Here is a 24,344-nt window from a genome sequence, read left to right on the forward strand (position 1 = left end):
AAAGTACGGCCTCGCCACTCTTTGGGCTGCGGCAGTGCACTCGCGCGATCAGAACTCTTCGTAACGAGCGGGGTCCTGATCGGCAATACGCCCGTCTGGGCGGGCCAACGTCGCGATTTTCGCCATGTCGTCATCGGTCAGGGTGAAGTCGAACAGCGACAGGTTTTCTGTCTGGCGAGCGTCTGAAGAGGCTTTGGGAATCGGAATGGCGCCCAGCTGAGTGTGCCAGCGCAGAATAATTTGCGGAATGCTCTTGCCATGCCGATCGGCAATCACTTTCAGCGTGGGGTCTTGCAGTACGGCGCTAGCGCGCCCCAGAGGGCTCCACGACTCGGTCACGATGCCGTGCGCGGTGTCCCATGCCCGCTGTTCTGCCTGCGGGAAATACGGGTGCAGCTCGATCTGGTTGATGCTGGGAGTGACGCCGGTTTCGTCGATCAGGCGCTGCAGGTGCTCGGGCAGGAAATTGCAGACCCCAATGGAGCGCACTAGTCCGCGCTTCTGTACCTCGATCATGGCACGCCAAGCCTCGACGTAATGGTTCTGAATCGGGTTGGGCCAGTGGATTAGGTACAGGTCGAAGTAGTCCAGCTCCGCGCGATACAGCGATTCTTCGACGGTTGCGATCGCTTCATCGTAGGCATGGTGGCGGCCCGGCAGCTTCGATACCACACGCAACTCTTCACGTGCTACACCGCACTGTGCAACGGCACGCCCTACGGCGCCTTCATTCTCATAGTTGAACGCGGAATCAAGCAGGCGATAGCCATTGTGGATGGCCTTGACCATATCGACGACGCCTTGGCTGCCGTTCAGCGTGTAGGTACCGAAACCCACGGCGGGCAGCGTGGTGCCGTCGTTGAGGGTAATCTGCGGAATATCGGAACGAGTGCTCATGGATCTTCCTTATGCAGCGATGAATGAAAAGCCGGATGCGGCGCCAGCTACGTGACGAAAAGTGGTGAACGAACGCACGTGTCTTCATCACTATAAGACTACCGAATGGTAAATGCGTTAGCTGACGATGTGTGGCGCACACGAGGTACATACGGGACGAAGGCGACGGGCATTCACTCTGGTGTTATAGCGTCTGCTTGGTCGATGGCGTTTGCTTGCAGAGCACGCTTGTATATTCTCCATTTTGGCTACGCTTCAGCGCTTGCGCATGCTGTACGCGGTGGCATTTTCGAGTAGGTTGAAGTCGGTCGCCAGCACGAGCGGTTCATTGGTAGCGCTCATCCCCCAGTAAGAGGCATAGAAACCGTCGCCAAAGCCGCTCATGAATACGGCGACTCCCGGTTGATCTGGCAAGGGACGATGCAGTACATGGTCTGCTGGCGGTTGCTCGATATCGGGGAAAAGTATGCCGTTGACATAGTCGCCATCGTATTCTGGATCCTGTTCCCATTCGAACGTTTCTCGCGCTTTTAGTGCTCGATAACCCATGATATCCATGAAGCAGCCATAGCCAGTATCTACGGGATAGCCGTAGTACTCGCCTGGCTCAAGATCGGTCATGTTCTGCCCCGTACATAATGCCATTTCCCAGTATGCGACGGTGCCTACCGCAATGCGAAGGGTGGCAAGTGCGATGCCTCCGTCGGCTCCGTATAGCGTGATGGGATAGCGCCCCGGTTTCACGGTACGAACGAATGGCCTTTCATCTGGCTGCATGAACGGGTCGGCTGCTATGATCTGCCCCGTCGGGCATTCCAGTTCTCCCATGCTGAATGTGCTTACCCCGCGTTTCGAGCGTTGCTCTTCCTGCATTTCAATGATGGCTAGATTTTCCGTGTATGCCATAGCCTTCCTCTTCTTCTAGGTATCGTTTCAGTGGTCAACGCGATAGTGGCAGATGTGCCCCTTTTCTGCCGTGCAGTGTATCGCATTACGTCTGGCCAGCATGCTTGAGTTTGGTTGGAGAACGCTTGCATGCTGCATGACTTAATGTTCTAAAAATAGTTATGATACAAGTGATTATGATTAATGCTATGCGTGAGCGCTCTTGCCGGGACAGGGACGAAGAAATCATGAAGATGAAATGGGGGAGTGGTTTTCGTGCTGAGCATACTGGCCGTGCAGGCTCAGGCACAGTGGAAAACGCGCGTTGAGTCCGAGGTGTTTCCAAGGGCGACATACGCGACCATGACGGGAATGGATGGCAAGGATCGCGGCATCAAAATCAGCTGTGAGTCCGGCACCACGACGCTTTCGCTGCTCAAGCAGCAGAATAGCCAGCCCTATGGGCATACGAAACAGGACTCGCGTGAGACCTACGCCATGCGGCTTACGACCGGTAAGGAAACGCTGGAACTCGACTTCGCACTGGCTAACCAGCGCAACGACGACTATATCGCCTTCGAAGATCAGGACTACCTCACTACACAGCATGCGCTGTAGTTGATTCGCAACGCGAAAGCGCCTATTGAGCTGGCCGTACAGCGCGATCTAGGGCCCGTGCGCGAGACCATACCTGCTGCTGGTGCCAGAAAGGCTGCCGATGCGCTGAACCGCGTGTGCCATGACGCTCTGCGATACGGTTCCTGGAAGCTTTGAGCCGTGTGAGCCGAGCGGTACCGCGATGCGGTTCGCGCTTCATACGCATAAATGAAAAAAGCCGCCTCCTTTCGGAAGCGGCTTTTTCGGGAATTGGTGGAGGCGGGGGGAGTTGAACCCCCGTCCGCCGGCACTCGTCTATCAGCTCTACATGCTTAGTTCCATCTTTTGGTTTAGCCATCTGAGCGCCGATGGGCAGGCTTTCAGACAGCGGTCCCTCGTAGATTTAACACACGACGCGAGAGCTACGCCGTATGCGGTCCTGTCAATCGTGGCTCTCCCATTGGAAATGAACAGGCACATTCCCGCCGGGCCGAACAGGGTCTAACTGGTTTTACGCAGCCAGAGCACCTTTCTGAGCATAGGTTTCGTCGTTTGCGACTATATCAATTGCAACGTTGGTATTTACGAGACACGTTACCATCTCGGCATGCACCTCAAGATCTGCAACCGGCGTCGAATCCATAACGCCCCCGTAACAGATGAAGTGTTCCAGCCAGTGTGCTGAATGTATATTCAGTACACGCTTGCCGGACTCCATACAATAGGGGTTGCGTTGCCGAATTTCAAGCAGATTCAGTTCTGCGATCGCATGATTCGGCCTTTTTGGCGTTCCCAATCGCGATTCTTCTCGTCTGCGCGCTTATCGTGCAGCTTCTTACCGACAACGAGAGCGATCTCGCACTTCACCAAGTGCCCTTTCCAGTACAGGCGCAGAGGAACACAGGTATGGCCCTTGTCCTGAGTCTTGGAGAAGATGCGGGCGATTTCCTTCTTGTGCATCAGCAGTTTGCGCGTGCGGTCGGGTTCCACGACCGTATGCGTGCTAGCGGTGCTGAGCGGAGTAAAATGCGACCCCAGCAGCCACGCTTGCCCGTTGCGGATGTGGATGTAGGTGTCCGTGAGCTGGCCCTTGCCCGCGCGCAGGCTTTTGACTTCCCAGCCGGCCAGTTCAAGTCCCGCCTCGAACGTTTCTTCGATGTGGTATTCGTGGCGTGCCTTGCGGTTCTGTGCGATCAGATTGCCGCCGGGCGCTGCCTTTTTCTTTTTGCCCATAAATGGTTCCTGTCTAAAGAAGTGACCACTCCTGTGATGAGGGTAGGTCATGCTATCATCAAGCGTAATAGATAACGCTGGAAACGGCCTAGCCTCGCGTGAGGCTCATACCGTATGGAACCGAGATGATACGCGGTTTGCGAGTCATCGTCAGGAGAAGAGGCGCATGCCTGTAGTCGACAAGACCGCCTTTGTACGGCATTCCTGCCAGAAGATGTTCGATCTGGTCAATGATTTTGAAAGCTATCCTCAGTTTCTGCCCGGCTGCAAGGCAGCCCGTGTGCTCGAACAAGGTGACGACTTCATCGTGGGAGAGATCACCCTGGGGAAAGGAGGTATCACTCAGGCCGTCGCGACGCGCAATCAGCTAACGGCACCTGAACGGATAGACCTTTCGCTGGTGAAAGGGCCATTTCGCTCGTTTTCGGGCTACTGGTCGTTTACTCCAGAGGGCGAAGGCTGTCGCGTACACCTGCATATCGAATTCACTTTCGGCAACATGCTGCTGGGCATGGCGTTTGGGCAGTTGTTCAGTCAGGCAGCGGCGCAGCAAGTGGTCAGCTTCACGCAGCGTGCCGACCAGCTGTACGGGGCATGACGATGCGCACTGCCGAGCCCACATCGCCAATGCTGGCGATCGAAGTGGCCTATGCTTCGGAAACGGAACAGGTGTTGCTGCGCTGCAAAGTGCCGGTCGGCACGACCGTGCGCCAGGCCTTCGTGCAGTCAGGTATCGACCGCCATATGGAGGCCCTGACGCTTGATGACTTGGCTTCCGTGCCCTTGGGCATATTCTCTCGTCCGGTGCATGATCCAGATACGCAGCAAGTGCAGCACGGCGATCGCATTGAGGGGTATCGTCCCATCACGTGTGATCCCAAGCAGATGCGACGTATGCGTGCGGCACAGCGGCCCTTGCGGCAGTAACGTACGGCATGGTGCGGTTTTGATTGACGATGCGGTATAACCGATTATCGTTATAGGAAAAGCCATATCATCACGGTCAGACAGCGATGAATCAGGTAATCGTGGCGGGAGGCTGGCAGAATGAAGGCTGTCTGCCGAATGTGTCCGTACAGACAGCCTTTGGCGATCAATCGCTGATCTGGGGAGTGACGCTGGTGCTTTCCGTCGCGGCGGGTCGTTCGTTGACCGTGATGGTGCTGTTGTCGACGCCTTCCTTATCAATGGCGCCGATAAGGCCGTTATGGAACGTGATGCTGACGCGACGAGAAACGACTTTACCGTCAGCCTTGTGTACCTGATAGATGTAGTCCCACTCGTTGGCATCGAATGCATTGTCCAACAAGGGATTGCCCATGACGTAGACGACCTGCTCGCGGGTCATGCCCACTTTAAGCTGGGACACCATGGACTCAGATACTAGGTTGCCCTGCGGAATATCACGCTTGTAGACGCTGAAGAAGCTGCAGCCAGCGAGAAGCCCTAGCAGGCAGCCCATTACTACGATCCTGATCGAGTTTTGCATTTGATTTCGACTTTCCCTATCGTTTGCCTAGCTTGATCATACCCGATACCAAGAGTGACTGCGAAGGTCAACCCATGTCCGACAAGAATCATGAACTGCGCCAGGCTGGCCTGAAGGTAACGCTCCCGCGTCTTAAAATCCTTCAGATTCTCGAAGCTACGCGAGAAGAAGAAGAGCTGCACCTGAGCGCAGAAGACGTTTACAAGGCGCTGCTGGATGCCGGTGAAGATGTAGGGCTTGCCACGGTTTACCGTGTGCTGACTCAGTTCGAAGCCGCCGGTTTGGTTGTGCGTCACAATTTCGATGGCGGGCACGCTGTCTTTGAAATGTCGCCCGAAGATCATCACGATCATATGCTGTGTCTTGAAAGCGGCGAGGTTATTGAGTTTTTTGATCCTGAAATCGAGCGCCGTCAGCGCGAACTGGCCGAAGAGCGTGGCTACGAACTGGTCGACCATGCGCTGGTACTGTATGTTCGCCCGAAAGGCTCCAAGGTAACGCGAAAGTCTTCTCTCCGTCGAACACCGACGTCTTCCTGACCCCATCTACGATCTGCACGCACGTGCGAGCGTTCTGAACAACTCTTTGCTCAGCCGAGCTGCCCTTGCCGGAGGGCATCGCTGTACGTACCCATAATGCGTTGATATGCATGGCATCTCATGGCTGAGCTGGAATTTTACTAAACAGTAACTTCGCGGTCGAGCCGTATCGCCGTACTTGCTAAGGAGAACGTATGAAAACCATTCTGCTCTATGTCGTGACGGCGCTTGCTGAGATCGCAGGATGCTATCTTCCAGCGCTGTGGCTAAAACAGCACGGCTCTCCTTGGTTGCTGGTGCCTGCAGCGGTGAGCTTGTCGCTATTTGCATGGCTGCTGACGCTGCATGATGCAGCTTCTGGGCGCGTCTATGCCGCTTATGGTGGAGTCTATATCGGGGTGGCGCTGCTATGGCTGTGGGGCGTGGATGGCATTCGGCCCAGTGTGTGGGATATCGCTGGAGTACTGGTGGCGCTGGCGGGAATGGGCATTATTGTCTGTCAGCCGCGCTGAGCCTATGGTTGGGGCGATGTTTCTGCTTCGGGTCATGCTCGGTAGGCGGTCGACATCGTTTCTGAACGCGGTGAGTAAGGCCAATAGTGTGTTCAGCACGATCAATGAAAGAAAAGAACGGGCAGCTACACGGCGTAGCTGCCCGTTTGCGCATAGAGCGAGGGCTGTTGCGCAAGGGGAACCCTCACCCATAGGGTGTTAGGTGAGGCTGACATCAAGGATGGGGCGGTGCTACTGGGCCTGCTTCTGCTGACCGCTATGGAGCATCTCGCGCGCGTGCGCCAGCGTGTGCTCCGAGAGGTGAATGCCTCCAAGCATGCGTGCCAGCTCTTGAATGCGGCCGCTTTCGTCGAGGCGAGCCATGTGCGTACGCGTTGTGTTGCGGTTGCTGTGCTTCTCAATATGTAGGTGCTGATGCGCTTGAGCGGCCACCTGAGGCAGGTGAGTCACGCAGAAGATCTGGCCGTTATGGCTCAGCTGGCGCAGTAGCTGGCCGACAATCTCAGCCGTCGCACCAGAAATACCCACGTCCACTTCATCGAATACCAGAGTCGGCATCGTGCTGTGCTGCGCGGCAACTACCTGAATGGCCAAACTGATGCGCGACAGCTCGCCGCCGGAGGCAACGCGCGCCAGTGGCCGAGTCGGTTGGCCGGGGTTGGCGCTGATCAGGAACTGGACGTGATCCAGTCCGTCGGCCTGTGCGATTTCTAGCGGGGTGACGCTGACCTCGAACGTGGCCTTGTCCATACCGAGAAACGCCAGTTGCTGCTGCACTTCACGGCTGAAGGCCGGTGCATGGCGCTGGCGCTGGTGGGACAAAGACCGTGCGAGCTGGCGCCACTGATCTTGCATATCCTGCGTGCGCTGCGTCAGCTGTTCGATATCGTCATCGCCGCCTTCCAGTTCACTGAGTTCGTGCTGTAGACGACGGTGCAGGGCCGAGACTTCATCCGGCATGACATGGTGCTTGCGGGCGATGCGGTAGACGTCGCTCAGCCGCTCGTCGACGATCTGCAGTCGAGAAGGGTCAAGCTCAACATTGCTGGCATGATGATCCAGTTCGCTCTGCGCTTCTTCAAGCTGAATGCGGGCCTCTTCAAGCATGGTCAGAGTGTTGGCCAGCGCTGCGGCATCGTGCTCTGGTAGTTCCGCCAGGCAGGCCAGCGCCTGATTAAGGCGTGGCAGTGCGCCACTATTGTCGTCCGTGCACAAGCGGCTGGCAGCTTCGATCTGAGCCAGTGTTTGCTCGGCGTGCGCAAGGCGCGCCTGTTCGGCTTCCAGTGCATCCAGCTCGTCATCCTGCAGCGCCAGCGTATCCAGCTCTTCTACCTGATAACGCAGCAGTTGGCGGCGGGCCTGCAGGGCATCGCCGTCGTCCTGTAGCTGGCGCAGCCGTTTCCGTAGCCGCTGCCATTCCTTCCATGCCTCGCGCACCTGCGTGAGCTGTTCATCGGTGCCCGCGAATTCATCTAGCAGCTTGAGGTGGTGCGAAGCGTGTAAAAGCGACTGTTGGGCGTGCTGGGCGTGAATGTCGATCAGCATGCCGCCGAGCGCTTTCATGTCGGCCAGCGTACACGGCGTGCCGTTGATCCAAGCGCGCGTGCGCCCCTGGATGGAGATCACGCGGCGCAGCAGGCACTCGTCAGTGCCCAGTTCTCGGGCATTCAGCCACGCCTTGGCATCAGGCAGCCGTGCGATGTCGAAACGTGCGGTAAGCTCCGCCCGTTCCTTGCCGGCGCGAACGCTACTGGCATCGGCGCGAGCGCCCAGACAGAGAGACAGGGCATCCAGCAGAATGGATTTCCCGGCTCCTGTTTCGCCCGTGATGGCCGTCATGCCCGAGGCGAAATCCAACTCGAGGTGGTCGACGATGGCGAAGTGATGAATGGTCAGCTGCGTCAGCATAGGGCTCTCCCGACGAGGCAGTGGTGATCGTGACACGCACCCCGCGGCGGCCGACGGCCTATCCGTGCTGGGGCGGGGCATCTGTCTGTGCAAACAGGTGCCGTGGCATGAACTGTATCGACCACCATTATTGTATCTTTATACAGTATTTTCCAGTGCCTTCTGTTGCTTTTATTGACTTGAGATTGAAGAGCGCTGCCCTCATTTATGGGCCAAGATGGAAGTGTTGATCACTTTCCTTTCATTCGTACCTTTGGGATGGGCATCCACCGCAGCAACTGGCGGGGCTGGATTGTCCTCCTGCAGTCAGGAGTAGGCTCATGTCTCGTGATTCCAATACCGAGAACGAACAGGAACGCAATGAAGTCCCGGCAGAGGACACCGTAGAGCAGGCCCAGCCCGCTGACGCCGCGGATACGGAACAGGCTGATTCACCGGAAGCACGCATTGCGGCACTGGAAGAAGAAGTCAGTAAGGCCAAGGATCAGGCGCTGCGTGCTGCGGCCGATGCCCAGAATGCGCGTCGCCGTGCCGAGCAGGATGCCGAAAAGGCACGCAAGTTCGCATTGGAGCGTTTCGTTAAGGAATTGCTGCCAGTCGTCGACAGCCTTGAAAAGGCACTGGAAAGCCTCCAGAACGACGAAGGTGCTAGCGTGCACCGCGAAGGGCTGGAAATGACGCTCAAGATGCAGCACTCCGCGCTTGAGAAGTTCGGCGTCAAGCAGCTTGAACCTCAGGGCGAACCGTTCGACCCGCAGTATCACGAAGCCATGACCATGGTGCCGAATCCGGCCATGGAGCCCAATACCGTCATGGATGTGCTGCAGAAGGGTTACACCCTTAACGATCGTCTGGTGCGCCCGGCGATGGTCGTCGTCAGCAAGGGCGTCGACGCCTGATATGACGGGGACGGTCGGTGTGATCGGCAGAATCAGAATGGTTGACAGCACTTTTTGACAGGTTGTCCCTTGAAAGCCAACCGACCGCCCTTATATAGAAAGACAACAGAACATGATCGCCGGTACGAAGCCTTCGATCGGCGCGATCCACGGATATCGAATGGCCTACGCTAAGTAGGTTCATTCAAGAGAATCGAGAGGTAATACTCATGGGACGTATCATCGGTATTGACCTGGGGACCACCAACTCCTGTGTCGCGGTACTCGACGGTGACAAGCCGCGCGTCATCGAAAACGCAGAGGGCGGTCGTACTACCCCTTCTATCGTTGCATACACTGACGACGGCGAAATCTTGGTCGGTCAGGCGGCCAAACGTCAGGCGGTCACCAACCCGAAAAACACGCTGTATGCGGTAAAACGTCTGATCGGCCGTAAGTTCGGCGATGACGTCGTACAGAAAGACATCAACATGGTGCCGTACGACATCGTCAAAGCAGACAACGGCGACGCGTGGGTAGAAGTCAAAGGCAAGAAAATGGCTCCCCCGCAGGTCAGTGCTGAAGTGCTGAAGAAAATGAAGAAAACGGCCGAAGACTACCTCGGTGAAGAAGTGACCGAAGCGGTCATCACCGTACCGGCCTACTTCAACGATTCTCAGCGCCAAGCAACTAAAGACGCTGGCCGCATCGCGGGTCTGGACGTCAAACGTATCATCAACGAGCCGACCGCTGCCGCTCTGGCTTACGGTATGGACAAGTCCCGTGGTGACAAAACGATCGCGGTATACGACTTGGGTGGTGGTACCTTCGACGTATCCATCATCGAAGTAGCTGACGTTGACGGCGAAACCCAGTTCGAAGTGCTGTCCACCAACGGTGACACCTTCCTCGGTGGTGAAGACTTCGACAACGCGGTCATCAACTACTTGGTTGAACAGTTCAAAGCTGACAGCGGAATCGACCTGTCTGGCGACTCTCTGGCTATGCAGCGTCTGAAAGAAGCCGCTGAAAAAGCCAAAATCGAACTGTCCAGCGCTCAGCAGACCGACGTCAATCTGCCGTACATCACGGCTGACCAGACCGGTCCGAAACACCTGAACGTCAAAGTGACTCGCGCCAAACTGGAAGCACTGGTTGGTGATCTGGTTCAGCGTTCGCTCGACCCGTGCAAAACAGCACTGGCTGATGCCAAACTGTCCGCTTCCGACATCGACGATGTCATTCTGGTCGGTGGTCAGACGCGCATGCCGCTGGTACAGCAGAAAGTCAGCGAATTCTTCGGTAAAGATGCGCGCAAAGACGTCAACCCGGATGAAGCCGTAGCACTGGGTGCTTCTATCCAGGGTGGTGTTCTGGGCGGCGATGTCAAAGACGTCCTGTTGCTCGACGTTACCCCGCTGACGCTGGGTATCGAAACGATGGGTGGTGTCATGACGCCGGTCATCGAGAAGAACACGACGATCCCGACCAAGAAAACGCAGGTCTTCTCTACCGCAGAAGATAACCAGACGGCCGTGACCATTCACGTGCTGCAGGGTGAGCGTAAACAGGCGACCCAGAACAAGTCGCTCGGTCGTTTCGACCTGTCCGACATTCCGCCGGCACCGCGCGGTGTACCGCAGATCGAAGTTGCCTTCGACCTCGACGCCAACGGTATCCTGAGCGTGTCTGCGAAAGACAAAGCGACCGGCAAAGAACAATCCATCGTCATCAAATCGTCTGGCGGTCTGTCCGACGAAGAGATCGACCAGATGGTACGTGACGCTGAAGCGCACCAGGACGAAGATAAGAAATTCGAAGAAATGGTGCAGCTGCGCAATCAGGCCGATGGCATGATTCACGCAACGCGCAAGACGCTTGAAGAAGCGGGCGACAAGGCGACTGCAGAAGAGAAAGAGAAAATCGAATCTGCTGCCAACGCTCTGGAAGAAGCGCTCAAGGGCGATGACAAGGATGACATTCAGGCCAAACTGAATGCTCTGACCGAAGCTTCCGGTTCTCTGGCCCAGAAACTGTACGCCGAACAGGCGCAGCAGCAGGGTCAACCGCAAGGTGCTGGCGAACAGGGTGCTCAGGGCAACAGCCAGGATGAAAACGTCGTTGATGCCGAGTATGAAGAAATCAAAGACGACGACAAGAAATCCTAAGGTCGTTGATGCCTTTGATGGCTGACAGGCGTAAAGGCCGCACGGTAACGTGCGGCTGCGCATGGCGCGGGAGTTCGGCCTTAGGCCGGTAACGGCTCCCGCGCCGTTTCATGTGGAGATCCACCGTTCTGCTTGGTCAGGCGGAACGGGTACAGTCCGGGTATCATCTGCACTGACTGTACGAAAGAATCCAGAAAGGGCTGGCGGGGTGTGCACCCTGAAGGCATGGCCCGACAGCAACCGGAGGTCGAGAGACTGATGTCCAAACGTGACTATTACGAAGTGCTTGGTGTCGAACGCCAAGCCGATCAGCGTGAGATCAAGAAGGCGTACCGCCGTCTGGCCCAGAAGCTTCACCCTGACCGCAACCCGGGAGACGAGTCTGCCGCGGCGAAGTTCCAAGAGGTCTCCGAGGCGTATGAGGTGCTATCCGACGAAAGCAAACGTGCGGCTTACGACCAGTTCGGTCACGCTGGCGTAGACGGTCAAAGCGGCGGCTTTGGCGGTGGCGCGGGCGGTTTCGGTGGCGGCTTTGGTGAAGGTGGCTTCGGTGACATCTTCGGCGATGCGTTCAGCGAGTTCTTCGGGGGTGGCCGCGGAGGCCGTCGCGATCCGAACGCGCCGCGTCGCGGTGCTGATTTGCGCTACAACCTTGAGATCAGCCTTGAAGAAGCGGTCGGCGGTACTAGCGTCGATATTCGTATACCGCGCATGGCGCAGTGCGACCACTGTCACGGTGACGGTGCCGAGCCGGGCAGTAGCCGCAAGACCTGTCCGACCTGTAACGGGATGGGCAAGGTGCGGATGCAGCAGGGCTTCTTTGCTGTGGAACAGCCGTGTCCGACCTGTCAGGGGCGCGGTGAAATCATCGAAAAACCCTGCACGAAATGTCATGGTGAAGGGCGCGTTCGTGAAACACGCACGCTGTCAGTCACCATTCCGGCAGGTGTCGATACCGGCGATCGTATCCGTCTGACGGGTGAAGGTGAAGGTGGTCTGAACGGTGGGCCGGCAGGTAACCTGTTTGTTGAAGTGACGTTGCGCCCGCACCCGATCTTCCGCCGCGATGGTACTCACCTGCACTGCGAAGTGCCGGTCAGCTTTGTCGATGCCACGCTCGGAACCGAGCTGGAAATTCCCACGCTCAACGGTCGCGTTAAACTGAGCGTGCCGCCAGAAACCCAGACGGGCAAAGTGCTGCGCCTGCGCGGCAAAGGCGTGCGTTCTGTACACGGCGGTGGACCGGGCGATCTGCTGTGCCACCTGGTACTCGAAACGCCCGTCAACCTGACGGAAGAGCAGAAAACGTTGCTGCGCCAGTTCCAGAGCAGTCTGGAAGGCACTGGCGACCGTCACTCGCCGCGTAAGGAAGGCTGGTTCGATAGCGTGAAGAAATTCTTCGAAGATCTGCGCGGTTGAATGGTTCGCCGTAGACCTCGTCGCTGACGAAGGATGCGGTAACGAAAAGCGCCGTACGAGCATGTTCTCGTACGGCGCTTTTTTTGTTGGTGCCGCCATGACGCCAGTTGATCAATAGCATGCAAACGTTTGAATAGCCGCCATAAAAGGCCTCTGTTCAATTTATGATCAGTTTGCGCGAGCCTGCGCCAGCTGCAGGATAGCGCCATCCGTCCTCAACTTATCCACACCTCTTTTCGCAGCAGATGGGGATAAGCGGTCAATCCCGCATGTGGATAACTAGCGCTGAGTTTCGGCGTCCAGCAGCACTTGGCGTACTTTGGCGACTGTGCGTGTGTCGTTAGGTGTTGTGCGGCAGCATCCACCGATGATGCGTGCACCCGCAGCGTACCAGCGCTGTACCAGCGATGCATGGCTGCCCAGCGACTGTGCCGTTTCGCACGGATACCAACGTTTATCAGTGGGGTCGTAGTGCTCGCCGGCATTGGGGTAGATCACAATGGGAAGTGTGGTCGCTGACGCTAAACGTTTCACCATACCTTCTACGTGCTGCATGCCTGTACAGTTAAGGCCGATGGCCTTGATCTGTGGGTGCTGGCTCAGCCAAATCGCGCACTCTTCGATGGGCGTGCCATCGGCGATATGGGCGTCATCCTGAACGCTGAAAGCGATCCATGCGGTTGCCTCGGGGAATTCTTCTTCCAAGAGGTGCGTCAGTGCTTGGGCTTCGGCCAGCATCGGGATGGTTTCGCAAGCCAGAATATCCACACCCTCTTCCAGCAGTGCAGCAATGCGTGGGCGGTGGAAATCTTTCAGTGTCCGTTCGTCGTGGGTGTAGTTACCCACGTACTCGGAGCCGTCGGCCAGCCATGCGCCGTATGGACCGACACTGCCAGCTACCAGCATGGGGAGCGTGTGGTCGGGGTGTGCGTCTAGATAGTCTTGACGCGCCTGATTCAGCAGCGTGGCAGACTCGGCCATCAGCTGGCGGGCGCGCTCGGCGTTGATGCCGGCCTGTGCATAGCCAGCCAGCGAGGCTTGATAGCTGGCGGAAATGTCGATATCAGCACCGGCATCAAAATAGTCGCGGTGAACCTGAGCAATCAATGCAGGCTGCTCGGCCAGTACGCGTGCAGACCACAGGGCATCGTTGAGGTCGCAGCCTCGGTTTTCCAGCTCGCTGGCCAAGGCTCCATCCAATATGGCAAACGGGACGCGGGCCAGCAGGTCATCAAGCGGGTGTGTCATGGTCGTGAGCCTTTCAGTTGTTCTTCTCAAGAGCGGGGCAGCATCCCCGCAAGCAGCGTGCTGATAGATAAACGTCCTAGTGTGCCGCAAACGCTGCCAACAGGAAACCGTCGTATAGAGAGCCGATATGAATAAGAAAATGCCCTTCCTAAGAAGGGCATAGACGATATCGATCATCAGATACTTTTGCACTTGCGAAAGCATCTGACCGTGTAATAGGAGAGGTAACACAGAGCGGTGAAGGATAGGCCGCAATAGAGTGAAGGGCGCTGTATTGGGTCGAAGGCCATGCCAAGGAAGGCAGCTACGCATGCGAGGAATGAAATGGCCGGTACCCACGGATATCCCGGAGAACGGTATTCGAGACTGTGGCTGCTCTTGCCTTCACGTGCCAGAGATCGACGGAACATGATGTGGCTGACGCTGATACTCATCCATACGGCCACGACTGCAAAGGCGGCTAAAGAGGTCAATGCGATGTAGACGGTGCCTGTCGGATAGTACTTTGTCAGTAGCGCTGGCAGGCCGCCCAGCATGCTGAACATTATGGCCACGAGCGGAATACCTTTGGCCGTCTGCCAGCTGAAAAAGCGCGGCAGCATCCGGTGCTGGCTGACGGTCCACAGCATGCGTGATGAGGCGTATAGCCCTGAACTGGCGGCCGACAGCATCGCGGTTAGGATAACGAAGCGCATGATGTGATCGGTATAGGGAATGCCGATGTTTTGAAAGACCATCACGAACGGGCTATCGGTCAGCCCTGCCTGCTTGTACGGCAGCAGGGTCGCGATCACGAATATTGCCCCTACAAAGAAGATGATCAGGCGCCACAGGGTCATGCGGATGGCCTTCGGCACTGTTTTGGAGGGATTGGCCGTTTCGCCAGCGGCGATTCCGATCAGCTCAGTGCCCGAGAAGGCAAAGGTGACGATCAGTAGTGATGACAGTACAGGCATTAGGCCGTTGGGGAATATGCCGTCTTTCACTAGCTGATGGAGGCCGGGAGAAACGACGCTCTGGCTGGGGTGAATAAGCCCGGTGATGGCGGCCATACCTACCATTAAGAAGACTACCACGATGATCACTTTCAGCAGCGACAGCCAGAACTCCGACTCGGCGAACAGGCGAGTGGTGAAGATGTTCATCAGAGTGATCGCGACCCCAAACAGTAAGCTCCAGTGCCATACGGGAATGCCGGGGAACCATTGCTGCATCAGCTGACCGGACGTTGTCAGTTCGGCACCCAAGGCCACCGTCCACGTCATCCAGTAGAGCCAGGCCACCGTATAGCCGGTCGCAGGGCCGATGTAGCGCGTCGCGTAGGCGCTGAATGCTCCCGTTTCCGGCATGTGAACGGCCAGTTCGCCGAGGCTCATCATGACCAAGTAGGCGACGAAACCGCCGATGACATAGGCCAGTATGGCCCCGATGGGGCCTGCCTGGCCGACGGTGGCGCCGCTGCTCATGAATAGCCCCGTGCCGATGACACCGCCCAGTGACAGCATGACGACATGGCGCATCTTCATGCTGCGCTGATAGCCAGCGGTGGATTCATCCGATGGGAGGGGGTCGTGCGGGGGGATGTCGCTCATGCGTCCTCCAAGTAGTTCTAGTGCGCAGTTATCGAAAAATGGCGCATCTGTGTAGTGCCTTGATAGCAAGACACTATTAGGTATGCGGTCAAGACGATGCTCGTGATGGGCTAGGGCGCAGGAGAAGAGATTCACATCCCGGCCTAGCCGTGGCAGGGCTGAGCAGAATATCATGCCTTCATGATTGACGTGATCCCTGAGATAAGGAGAACAGATGACGCGTATAGCCATCTTGGGCGCTGCTGGGCGCATGGGGCGGATGCTGGCACAGGCCACGCTGCAGACTGACGGCGCTGAGCTTGGTGCGGCCATCGTCCGCCCGGGCAGTTCGTTGATCGGTGCCGACGTAGGTGAACTGATTGGTGCCGGGAAGTGCGGTGTTGCCGTAACGGACAGCCTCGACAAGGTGATCGATGCGATCGACGTCGTCATCGACTTCACCACACCTGCCCTGACCGAGCAGGCCGTCGCGCTGTGCAAGGCACATGGCAAGGCGATCGTAATCGGTACGACCGGGCTTGATGAGGCTCAGGAAAAGACCTTGGGCGAGCAGGCCAAAGCGGTGCCGGTTGTTTATGCCGCCAACATGAGTACCGGTGTCAACCTATCGCTCAACCTGCTGGCGACCGCTGCGCGCGCACTGGCTGACGCTGGTTACGATATCGAGGTTATCGAAGCACACCATCGCCATAAGGTCGATGCCCCCTCCGGTACCGCGCTGATGATGGGGCGTGCCGTGGCAGAGGCCTGTGGACGTGACCTGCGTACGCAGGGTGTTTTCTCGCGTGAAGGGCGTTGTGGTCCGCGTACGGACGATGAAATTGGCTTTTCCGTGGTTCGTGCTGGTGACATCGTCGGTGAGCACACTGTTATGTTCGCTACTGAAGGCGAGCGTATCGAGATCACACACAAGGCCTCCAGCCGCATGACGTTCGCGAACGGTGCTGTACGTGCCGCGCTATGGGTAGCGCAGGCGCAGCCCGGTCTCTATGACATGCAGGACGTGCTTGGACTTAGAGACTGACGGCAGGGTGTATCTCCTTGCGTCATGGCGTCGGTGCCCTTCGTATACAAAGGCATCGACGCCATGACGTTTTCGTGACCAACCAAGCAAGGATTGATGATGGCGCAGCGCGGCAGACCTCTGTGGACAATGGCACTGAAAAGCCTGCTGGGAGGCTATCGGTATCGCGGCCCTCGTACGGGGCACTTCGACGGTGAGCGGTTCGGCAATCAGCCTGGACTGCGCCGCATCGGCTTTCGCGATCTATGGCAGCTGCGACGTGAACGTCGGCACATGACCCCGTGGTCGTGGGAAGAGATTCCCGCTGCGCCAACGCCCGTGGCACGTGTCGAAGATGACAGCGTTCGCATCACTTTCATTAATCACGCTACGTTCCTGATCCAATTCGCAGGCATGAACCTGCTGACCGATCCGGTATGGTCGAAGCGTGTCAGCCCACTGCGCTGGGCAGGGCCGCGTCGTTTCCACGCCCCCGGTATTCCGCTAGACAGACTGCCGCTCATTGATGCGGTGCTACTCAGTCACAACCACTACGACCATTGTGACTTTCATACGTTGCGCGCGCTGCTGCGCCGCAACCCTCGCATGCGCCTTATTGCGCCGCTGGGGCACGATGTCATGGCAGAAGAATTAGGGTTCTTGCGTCAGGAAAGCCTTGATTGGTGGTCGTCGTGTCGACTGAAAGGGCGTGCCATCACGCTGGTGCCAGCTCGCCACTGGGGCGCACGTACGTTGTGGGACAAATGCCGCACGCTGTGGGGCGGCTTCGTGATCGAAACGCCGCAGGGGCCGCTCTATTTCGCCGGGGATACGGCTTATAGCGATGGTTTTCAGCGCATCCGCACGCGCATGGGGCCGATGTCGCTGGCGCTGCTGCCCGTTGGGGCCTATCAGCCACACTGGTGTATGGAAGACGTGCATCTTGAGCCGCATGAGGCCGTCCGAGCGCATCACGAGCTGGGATGTCAGGCCAGTATGGCCTGCCATTTTGGCTGTTTTTCGCTCGCCAATGATGGGCAGCACGAGCCTCAGGGTGTCGTAGAGTCCCTGCGCCATCATGGGCATATCGACGCCCAGACCCTGCATCTTCCGACGCCGGGAGCACCGATGATCTTCCGTGATGGGCAGCTTAAGCCGCTCGCAGATGCCGACAGGGGGTAGTCGGTTCACGGCTGACACCGTATACTCGAAGAGATTACGGGTAGGTGGTCTCAGCATCACCGATGGCTGTACCGGAATCCAGGCGTGTCGCTGAGAGCGTGCTCGCAGTGGCCGAACCTAAAGAGCGGGAGCGTATCCTTCAACGGACGTCCCCGTTTTTTTACAGCCAGCACATTGCCCGTGCCCCCAACACCCGCTGCACGGGCGCTATACAAGAACATCCAAGGTTGTCTTCGGGAGGGCACAGCATTGATTACCCCTGCGATACTGGCATTGGAAGACGGCAGTATATTCCATGGTATTTCCATCGGCGCTGAAGGACATACCCATGGGGAAGTCGTTTTCAACACCGCCATGACAGGCTATCAAGAAATCCTTACCGACCCCTCCTACCTCCAGCAGATCGTCACGCTGACCTATCCTCATATTGGCAATACCGGTATCAACCACGAAGACGTGGAGTCCGACCGTGTGTGTGCCGCAGGATTGGTAATTCGCGACCTGCCGCGTCTGGCCAGCAACTTCCGTAGCCAGATGGCGCTTGATGACTATCTCCGTGAGCAGAATGTGGTCGGTATCGCAGATATCGACACACGACGATTGACGCGACTGCTACGCGAAAAGGGTTCACTGAAAGGCGCGATTCTGGCAGGAAGTGAAGCGCAGGGCGATGACGCCGAAGCGCGCGCCATTGCACTGGCGTCCAGCTTCCCCGGCCTAAAAGGGGCCGATCTTGCTCAGGTGGCAACAACACAAGAACGCTTGGAGTGGCATCAGGGCGAGTGGCAACTGGCCCACGGCTACTCCGACGCCGAAAAGCAAGAACGTCCGTATCACGTCGTCGCCTACGACTTCGGCACCAAATACAACATCTTCCGCATGCTGACCGAACGCGGCTGCCGCCTGACGATCGTCCCGGCGACCACGCCAGCGGATGAGGTGCTGGCACTGGCACCCGATGGTGTCTTCCTGTCCAACGGCCCGGGTGACCCCGAGCCCTGCACCTACGCGATCGACGCGATCCGTACGGTCATGGCGCAGAAGATTCCGACCTTCGGCATCTGTCTTGGCCATCAGCTGCTGGCACTGGCCAGCGGTGCGCGTACGGCTAAGATGAGCCACGGTCACCACGGGGCCAACCACCCGGTGCAGGACCTAGATTCCGGCAAGGTGCTCATCACCAGCCAGAACCACGGGTTCGCCGTAGATGAAGAGAGCCTGCCGGCGCACCTGCGCGCTACGCACCGATCGCTCTTCGACGGCACGCTGCAAGGCATCGAACGCACCGACTGCCCGGCCTTCAGCTTCCAGGGTCACCCTGAAGCCAGTCCGGGGCCGCACGACGTCGCGCCTCTGTTCGACCGCTTCATCGAGCTGATGAAGGCCAATAAAACGGCCTGATGAACAGCCCGGACGGCCTTGTGCCGTCCGGTATGAACCGGATCACATCTTGAATCTTCGCCACTGCCTTGCAGGCGGTGGCCGTTCACTGCGGACTCAGTCATGCCAAAACGTACTGACATCAACAGCGTTCTGATTATCGGCGCCGGCCCCATCGTTATTGGGCAGGCGTGTGAATTCGACTATTCCGGCGCACAGGCGTGCAAGGCGCTGCGCGAAGAAGGCATTCGCGTCATTCTGGTCAACTCCAACCCTGCCACCATCATGACCGACCCGGTCATGGCGGACGCGACCTACATTGAGCCGATCACCTGGCAGGCGGTTGAGCGCATCATCGAACAAGAACGTCCCGATGCACTCCTGCCGACCATGGGCGGTCAGACGGCGCTTAACTGCGCCCTCGATCTGGAACGCGAAGGCGTACTGGAGCGCTACGGCGTCGAAATGATCGGTGCCAACGCCGATACTATTGATAAGGCCGAAGACCGCGACCGTTTCGACAAGGCGATGCGTGCCATTGGCCTCGAGTGCCCGAAAGCGCGTATCGCGCACTCCATGGATGAAGCGTGGGAAATCCAAGGCGAACTCGGCTTCCCTTGCATCATCCGCCCGTCCTTCACCATGGGGGGCTCTGGCGGTGGCGTGGCCTATAACCGTGAAGAGTTCGAGACCATCTGCACCAGTGGCTTCGATCTGTCACCGACACGCGAGCTGCTGATCGACGAATCGCTCCTGGGCTGGAAAGAATACGAGATGGAGGTGGTGCGTGACCGCAAGGACAACGCCATCATCGTCTGCTCGATCGAGAACTTTGATCCGATGGGGGTTCACACTGGTGACTCCATCACGGTCGCGCCTGCACAGACGCTGACCGACAAGGAATACCAGATCATGCGTGACGCCTCTCTGGCGGTACTGCGCGAGATCGGTGTCGAAACCGGGGGCTCCAACGTACAGTTCGGTGTCGATCCTGAGACCGGCCGCATGGTCGTGATTGAGATGAACCCGCGCGTATCGCGTTCTTCTGCGCTGGCGTCCAAGGCGACGGGCTTCCCGATCGCTAAGATCGCCGCGAAGCTCGCGATCGGCTACACGCTGGATGAGCTGGACAACGACATCACCGGTGGTGCAACGCCGGCATCGTTTGAGCCGGCCATCGACTATGTCGTCACCAAAATTCCGCGTTTCACGTTCGAGAAGTTCCCGCAGGCCAACGACCGTCTGACCACCCAGATGAAATCCGTCGGTGAGGTCATGGCGATCGGCCGGACTTTCCAAGAATCACTGCAGAAAGCGTTGCGTGGTCTGGAAACTGGCGTTGATGGTCTGGACCCGCGCATCGACGAACTGAGCTATGAAAGCGAGCAGCAGCTCCAGCGCGAGCTGCAGAGTGCCGGGCCAGAGCGCATTCTGTATGTTGCCGATGCCTTCCGCTTCGGTTACAGCGTCGATCGCGTGTTTGGCTACACCAATATCGACCCGTGGTTCCTCGTTCAGCTCGAAGAACTGGTTGCCGCTGAAAAATGGGTGACAGAACATACGCTGGCCGACCTAGACTACGCGACGTTGCGTCGTCTCAAACGCCAGGGCTTCGGTGATGCCCGTCTGGCCACGCTGCTGAACATCAGCGAACAGGTTGTGCGTGATCATCGTCATGCACTGAAGCTGCGTCCGGTCTACAAACGCGTTGACACCTGTGCGGCTGAGTTCTCTACGTCCACGGCGTATCTGTACTCTACTTATGAAGAAGAGTGCGAAGCCGAGCCGACCAGCAACCGCAAGATCATGGTGCTGGGCGGTGGCCCGAACCGTATCGGGCAGGGGATCGAGTTTGACTACTGCTGTGTTCATGCGGCGCTGGCGCTGCACGAAGACGGCTATGAAACCCTAATGGTCAACTGCAACCCGGAAACGGTTTCTACCGACTACGACACCAGCGATCGCCTCTACTTCGAGCCGGTCACGCTGGAAGACGTACTGGAAATCGTGCACAAGGAACAGCCTGAAGGCGTCATCGTGCAGTTTGGTGGTCAGACGCCGCTGAAACTGGCACGTGCGCTAGAAGCCGCGGGCGTCAACATCATCGGGACGACGCCGGACGCCATCGACCGTGCCGAAGACCGCGAGCGTTTCCAGCACATGATTGACAAGTTGGGTCTGCGTCAGCCGCCGAACGCGACGGCACGCAGCTTCGACGAAGCCTTTGCGAAAGCTGAAGCCATCGGCTATCCGCTGGTCGTGCGTCCGTCGTACGTGCTGGGTGGCCGCGCGATGGAAATCGTCTATAGTCCGTCCGAGCTTGAGCATTACATGACCACGGCTGTGCGCGTATCCAACGACAGCCCGGTACTGCTGGATCACTTCCTGAGCGCTGCTGTCGAAGTAGATATCGACGCCGTTTCCGATGGTGAACTGGTTGTGATCGGCAGCGTGATGCAGCACGTCGAGCAGGCAGGTGTTCACTCCGGCGACTCTGCTTGCTCGCTGCCGCCGTATTCTCTGCCGAAAGACGTGCAGGACGAAATGCGTCGCCAGGTCAAGGCAATGGCGGTCGAACTGGGTGTTGTCGGTCTGATGAACGTGCAGATGGCATGGCAGGACGGTCTGATCTACATCATTGAAGTTAACCCGCGCGCATCGCGTACCGTGCCGTTTGTATCCAAGTGCATTGGCCGCTCGCTGGCGCAGGTTGCGGCTCGCTGTATGGCGGGTCAGACGTTGGCCTCGCAAGGGTTTACGGAAGAGATCATCCCGGCGTTCTACAGCGTCAAGGAAGCCGTCTTCCCGTTCAACAAGTTCCCGGGTGTCGACCCGATTCTGTCGCCGGAAATGAAATCGACCGGTGAAGTCATGGGTAGCGGAACCACCTTCGCGGAAGCCTTCTACAAGGCGCAGATCGGTGCCGGTGCGCCGCTTCCGCAGAAGAACGGCCCTCGCACGGCATTCCTCTCAGTACGCGACCCGGACAAGAAAGGCATTATCGAGGTTGCGCATGCTCTGATAGCATTGGGCTTTAAATTGGTTGCCACACGCGGGACGGCGGATGCGCTGTCATCTGCGGGCCTGCCTGTGGTCATTGTTAACAAGGTTTACGAAGGACGTCCGCATATTGTCGATATGCTGAAAAACGGAGACGTCGATTACATCGTCAATACCACTGAAGGGCGTCAAGCCATCAGTGACTCGTCTGAGATCCGTCGTACGGCATTGGCCCGCAAGGTGCCTTATGCCACTACGCTGGCAGGGGCTCAGGCGATCTGTATGGCGCTTGAATACGGTGATCGACTGAACGTGCGGCGTCTTCAGGATTTGCACGCAGGAGCAACAGAATGAATAAAGTGCCGATGACGGTTAATGGCGAGACACGCCTGCGCGAAGAGCTGGTCCAGCTCAAAACCGTAGCGCGTCCTCGTGTCATCGCGGATATCGCAGAAGCGCGTGAGCACGGCGATCTTAAAGAAAATGCCGAATATCACGCTGCGCGAGAACAGCAGGGCTTCATCGAAGGCCGCATTCAGGAAATCGAAGGCAAGCTGTCCAACGCGCAGGTCATCGACGTCACCAAGCTGACGAACACCGGCAAGGTGATCTTCGGTACGACGGTCACGCTGCTGAACCTCGATACGGATGCCACTACGCGCTACCGCATCGTGGGCGAAGATGAAGCCGACATTAAAAGCGGCATGATCTCGCTGACGTCTCCGATCGCCCGCGCGCTGATCGGCAAGGAAGAAGGCGATATCGTCAACGTCCGTACGCCGGGCGGTGATGTCGAGTTCGAAATCAGCGACGTCGAATATATCTGATGCCGTGATCCACCAAAGCCTCAGGCCTTGAGTGGATGATAGGAGCCCGCCCGGCTATTGCCGAGCGGGCTTTTTTTATGGAAGAAAGTGAAGAGTGCCGCAAGGCATTGAGGGATAGGTACGGGCCGGCGCGCCTCGCGTTCATAGCGGTGGCCGGTTTCGGGCATAATGGACTATGTGCGAGAGGCTACTGTCGGCGAGCGGACAAGAACAACAGCACGCAGAGGCGTCGGTTCCGCGCATTCTTATGACAATATCACGATAGGAGAGTCGCTCATGGCGCTCATATGGTATCTGCTGGCAGGCGTCTGTTCTGGATTGCTGGCCGGCATGTTCGGTATCGGTGGAGGCATGATCATTGTGCCCGTGCTGGTCTACTGTTTTACCGCCCTTAACGGTGTCGAGGCCGGCGTTGCCATGCACGTTGCGTTGGGCACGTCACTGGCCATTATCGTCTTCACTTCACTCAATGCCGTTATTGCCCACCAGCGCAAAGGGGCCGTGGAGTGGGGTGTGCTGAAAGGCATGACGATCGGAATTGCCATCGGTGCCGTGCTGGGGGCCGCTACGGCCTCGTGGCTATCAGGTGCCGCGCTGCAGGTGATTGTCGGGCTGTTCTCGCTGACGATGGCGGCTCAACAGGTCCGTGAGATCGTCAAGGGCAAACGCCAGACCGGCAATGAGGCAACGCAGGCCGACTACCCTTTGCCGTCGCGGATGTGGCAGTACGGTAGCGGGGCGGTGATCGGATGGGCGTCAGCGTTGTTCGGTATTGGTGGAGGCTCGCTGACGGTACCACTGCTGACGTCCAAAAAGCTGAGTATGCACCGCGCCGTTGCGACCTCTTCAGCTTGTGGACTGGCCGTTGCGCTGTTCGGGGCAGCGGGCAATATGGCCTTTGGGTGGGGCAAGGCGGGACTGCCTGCGTGGAGTATTGGCTATGTGAACCTGCCGGCGCTGTGTGGCGTGGCTGTCGCCAGCATGTTGTCTGCTCACCTAGGAGTGAGGATCGCTCATCGAGCATCGGGCGTACAGCTGAAGCTGGGCTTTGCACTGTTGATGCTGTGTGTCGGTATCGACTTCCTTTACAGCGCGTGGTGGGGCTAAGCGCTGCCACTGCCGCTACACTATGACCATGGATGTTCCGGAAACGACAAAGGCGACCCTTCGGTCGCCTTCCGTGGTCTGCATGGCGCATGGTTAGCGCATGCGAAGACTCAGACGCTGTAGCGTGTCACGTTGGACAGCTTGCTGCCGTCGCGGTTGCGACGATACAGCAGGGCGATCTTGCCGATGGTCTGCACCAGTTCCGCACGCGTCTGCTCAATCAAAGCTTCGATCTGAGCGGCGCGTTCGTCACGCTCGCCAGACATCAGCTTCACTTTGATCAGCTCGTGATCCGCCAGCGCACGCTTGGCCTCTTCGACCGCTCCGGCGCTCAGACCGTTCTCTGAGATCTGTACGATAGGGGAAAGATGATGGCCGATGCTGCGGAACTGCTTCTTTTGTGCCGATGTAAGAGGCATGGTATGTTGGTCACCTAAAAATGTACGATAGTCGACCTCCCAGTCTACCCTATCTGCTGGC

Annotated in this window: 22 protein-coding genes and 1 other RNA gene; 14 read left to right on the top strand and 9 right to left on the bottom strand. The window is 57.9% G+C overall.

Annotated features, from left to right (window positions below):
* Window positions 1-48: 48 nt before the first annotated feature.
* The gene (locus ZBT109_RS01070; RefSeq protein ID WP_027705401.1) at window positions 49-897 is read right to left on the bottom strand and encodes an aldo/keto reductase; all 849 of its coding nucleotides are present in this window, start codon (window positions 895-897) and stop codon (window positions 49-51) included.
* Window positions 898-1,152: 255 nt separating this feature from the next.
* On the bottom strand, window positions 1,153-1,803 hold the full coding sequence (locus tag ZBT109_RS01075) for a DUF4241 domain-containing protein (RefSeq protein WP_051523887.1): 651 nt from the start codon (window positions 1,801-1,803) through the stop codon (window positions 1,153-1,155).
* A 255-nt stretch (window positions 1,804-2,058) separates the two neighbouring features.
* Between ZBT109_RS01075 and ZBT109_RS01080 the strand changes: the two genes are divergently transcribed.
* The gene (locus ZBT109_RS01080) at window positions 2,059-2,400 is read left to right on the top strand and encodes a hypothetical protein (protein WP_145984460.1); all 342 of its coding nucleotides are present in this window, start codon (window positions 2,059-2,061) and stop codon (window positions 2,398-2,400) included.
* A gap of 250 nt (window positions 2,401-2,650) precedes the next feature.
* Here ZBT109_RS01080 and ssrA read toward each other — a convergent pair.
* Together ssrA and smpB are read right to left on the bottom strand one after the other, a co-directional pair.
* Window positions 2,651-3,031: a transfer-messenger RNA gene (gene ssrA, locus ZBT109_RS01085) on the bottom strand.
* Between the two features lie 101 nt (window positions 3,032-3,132).
* Window positions 3,133-3,612 (bottom strand): SsrA-binding protein SmpB, encoded by a 480-nt coding sequence (gene smpB, locus ZBT109_RS01090; RefSeq protein ID WP_027705404.1) that lies wholly within the window; start codon window positions 3,610-3,612, stop codon window positions 3,133-3,135.
* Between the two features lie 166 nt (window positions 3,613-3,778).
* On the opposite strand from smpB, the gene ZBT109_RS01095 reads away from it, so the two are divergent.
* Window positions 3,779-4,210: a type II toxin-antitoxin system RatA family toxin gene (locus ZBT109_RS01095; protein ID WP_027705405.1), complete on the top strand. Its 432-nt coding sequence runs from the start codon at window positions 3,779-3,781 to the stop codon at window positions 4,208-4,210.
* The gene (locus ZBT109_RS01100; protein ID WP_197714358.1) at window positions 4,207-4,539 is read left to right on the top strand and encodes an RnfH family protein; all 333 of its coding nucleotides are present in this window, start codon (window positions 4,207-4,209) and stop codon (window positions 4,537-4,539) included. Before ZBT109_RS01095 ends, ZBT109_RS01100 begins: the two co-directional genes overlap by 4 nt.
* Before the next feature lie 166 nt (window positions 4,540-4,705).
* Here the strand turns inward: ZBT109_RS01100 and ZBT109_RS01105 are convergent, their stop codons facing one another.
* Window positions 4,706-5,074 (bottom strand): outer membrane protein assembly factor BamE, encoded by a 369-nt coding sequence (locus tag ZBT109_RS01105; RefSeq protein ID WP_051523889.1) that lies wholly within the window; start codon window positions 5,072-5,074, stop codon window positions 4,706-4,708.
* A gap of 101 nt (window positions 5,075-5,175) precedes the next feature.
* Here ZBT109_RS01105 and fur point away from each other — a divergent pair, with 101 nt between their 5' ends.
* Window positions 5,176-5,640, top strand: coding sequence for a ferric iron uptake transcriptional regulator (gene fur, locus ZBT109_RS01110; RefSeq protein WP_027705407.1), 465 nt, complete (start codon window positions 5,176-5,178; stop codon window positions 5,638-5,640).
* Window positions 5,641-5,834: 194 nt separating this feature from the next.
* Window positions 5,835-6,152: a YnfA family protein gene (locus ZBT109_RS01115; protein WP_027705408.1), complete on the top strand. Its 318-nt coding sequence runs from the start codon at window positions 5,835-5,837 to the stop codon at window positions 6,150-6,152.
* Window positions 6,153-6,383: 231 nt separating this feature from the next.
* Here the strand turns inward: ZBT109_RS01115 and recN are convergent, their stop codons facing one another.
* A complete protein-coding gene (gene recN, locus ZBT109_RS01120; protein ID WP_027705409.1) occupies window positions 6,384-8,060 on the bottom strand; it encodes a DNA repair protein RecN in 1,677 nt (558 codons plus the stop codon).
* Window positions 8,061-8,380: 320 nt separating this feature from the next.
* Between recN and grpE the strand changes: the two genes are divergently transcribed.
* The 3 genes from grpE (at window position 8,381) to dnaJ (ending at window position 12,525) form a co-directional block, all read left to right on the top strand.
* Complete coding sequence (grpE, locus tag ZBT109_RS01125; RefSeq protein ID WP_027705410.1) at window positions 8,381-8,959, top strand: nucleotide exchange factor GrpE; 579 nt, start codon at window positions 8,381-8,383, stop codon at window positions 8,957-8,959.
* 209 nt (window positions 8,960-9,168) lie between these two features.
* Window positions 9,169-11,106, top strand: a complete 1,938-nt coding sequence (dnaK, locus tag ZBT109_RS01130; RefSeq protein ID WP_027705411.1) for a molecular chaperone DnaK — start codon at window positions 9,169-9,171, stop codon at window positions 11,104-11,106.
* 258 nt (window positions 11,107-11,364) lie between these two features.
* Entirely contained in the window at window positions 11,365-12,525 is a 1,161-nt protein-coding gene (dnaJ, locus tag ZBT109_RS01135) for a molecular chaperone DnaJ (protein ID WP_027705412.1), read from the top strand.
* Window positions 12,526-12,804: 279 nt separating this feature from the next.
* On the opposite strand, the gene mmuM is transcribed toward dnaJ, so the two are convergent.
* Complete coding sequence (gene mmuM / locus ZBT109_RS01140) at window positions 12,805-13,773, bottom strand: homocysteine S-methyltransferase (RefSeq protein ID WP_027705413.1); 969 nt, start codon at window positions 13,771-13,773, stop codon at window positions 12,805-12,807.
* A gap of 176 nt (window positions 13,774-13,949) precedes the next feature.
* Window positions 13,950-15,365 carry an amino acid permease gene (locus tag ZBT109_RS01145; RefSeq protein WP_051523891.1) on the bottom strand — a complete coding sequence of 472 codons (1,416 nt, stop codon included), beginning with the start codon at window positions 15,363-15,365 and terminating at the stop codon, window positions 13,950-13,952.
* Window positions 15,366-15,579: 214 nt separating this feature from the next.
* On the opposite strand from ZBT109_RS01145, the gene dapB reads away from it, so the two are divergent.
* The 6 genes from dapB (at window position 15,580) to ZBT109_RS01175 (ending at window position 23,864) form a co-directional block, all read left to right on the top strand.
* On the top strand, window positions 15,580-16,389 hold the full coding sequence (gene dapB / locus ZBT109_RS01150) for a 4-hydroxy-tetrahydrodipicolinate reductase (RefSeq protein ID WP_027705415.1): 810 nt from the start codon (window positions 15,580-15,582) through the stop codon (window positions 16,387-16,389).
* Window positions 16,390-16,485: 96 nt separating this feature from the next.
* Window positions 16,486-17,550, top strand: coding sequence for an MBL fold metallo-hydrolase (locus ZBT109_RS01155; protein ID WP_084261832.1), 1,065 nt, complete (start codon window positions 16,486-16,488; stop codon window positions 17,548-17,550).
* Window positions 17,551-17,799: 249 nt separating this feature from the next.
* A complete protein-coding gene (gene carA, locus ZBT109_RS01160) occupies window positions 17,800-18,951 on the top strand; it encodes a glutamine-hydrolyzing carbamoyl-phosphate synthase small subunit (RefSeq protein WP_027705417.1) in 1,152 nt (383 codons plus the stop codon).
* Window positions 18,952-19,053: 102 nt separating this feature from the next.
* Window positions 19,054-22,284: a carbamoyl-phosphate synthase large subunit gene (carB, locus tag ZBT109_RS01165; protein WP_027705418.1), complete on the top strand. Its 3,231-nt coding sequence runs from the start codon at window positions 19,054-19,056 to the stop codon at window positions 22,282-22,284.
* Complete coding sequence (gene greA, locus ZBT109_RS01170) at window positions 22,281-22,757, top strand: transcription elongation factor GreA (protein ID WP_027705419.1); 477 nt, start codon at window positions 22,281-22,283, stop codon at window positions 22,755-22,757. Before carB ends, greA begins: the two co-directional genes overlap by 4 nt.
* Before the next feature lie 276 nt (window positions 22,758-23,033).
* Window positions 23,034-23,864: a sulfite exporter TauE/SafE family protein gene (locus tag ZBT109_RS01175; RefSeq protein WP_027705420.1), complete on the top strand. Its 831-nt coding sequence runs from the start codon at window positions 23,034-23,036 to the stop codon at window positions 23,862-23,864.
* 110 nt (window positions 23,865-23,974) lie between these two features.
* Here ZBT109_RS01175 and yhbY read toward each other — a convergent pair whose 3' ends face one another.
* Window positions 23,975-24,283: a ribosome assembly RNA-binding protein YhbY gene (gene yhbY, locus ZBT109_RS01180; protein WP_027705421.1), complete on the bottom strand. Its 309-nt coding sequence runs from the start codon at window positions 24,281-24,283 to the stop codon at window positions 23,975-23,977.
* Between the last annotated feature and the right edge of the window lie 61 nt (window positions 24,284-24,344).

The organism is Zymobacter palmae, assembly GCF_003610015.1.
In the GTDB taxonomy this organism is placed as follows: Bacteria; Pseudomonadota; Gammaproteobacteria; order Pseudomonadales; family Halomonadaceae; genus Zymobacter; species Zymobacter palmae.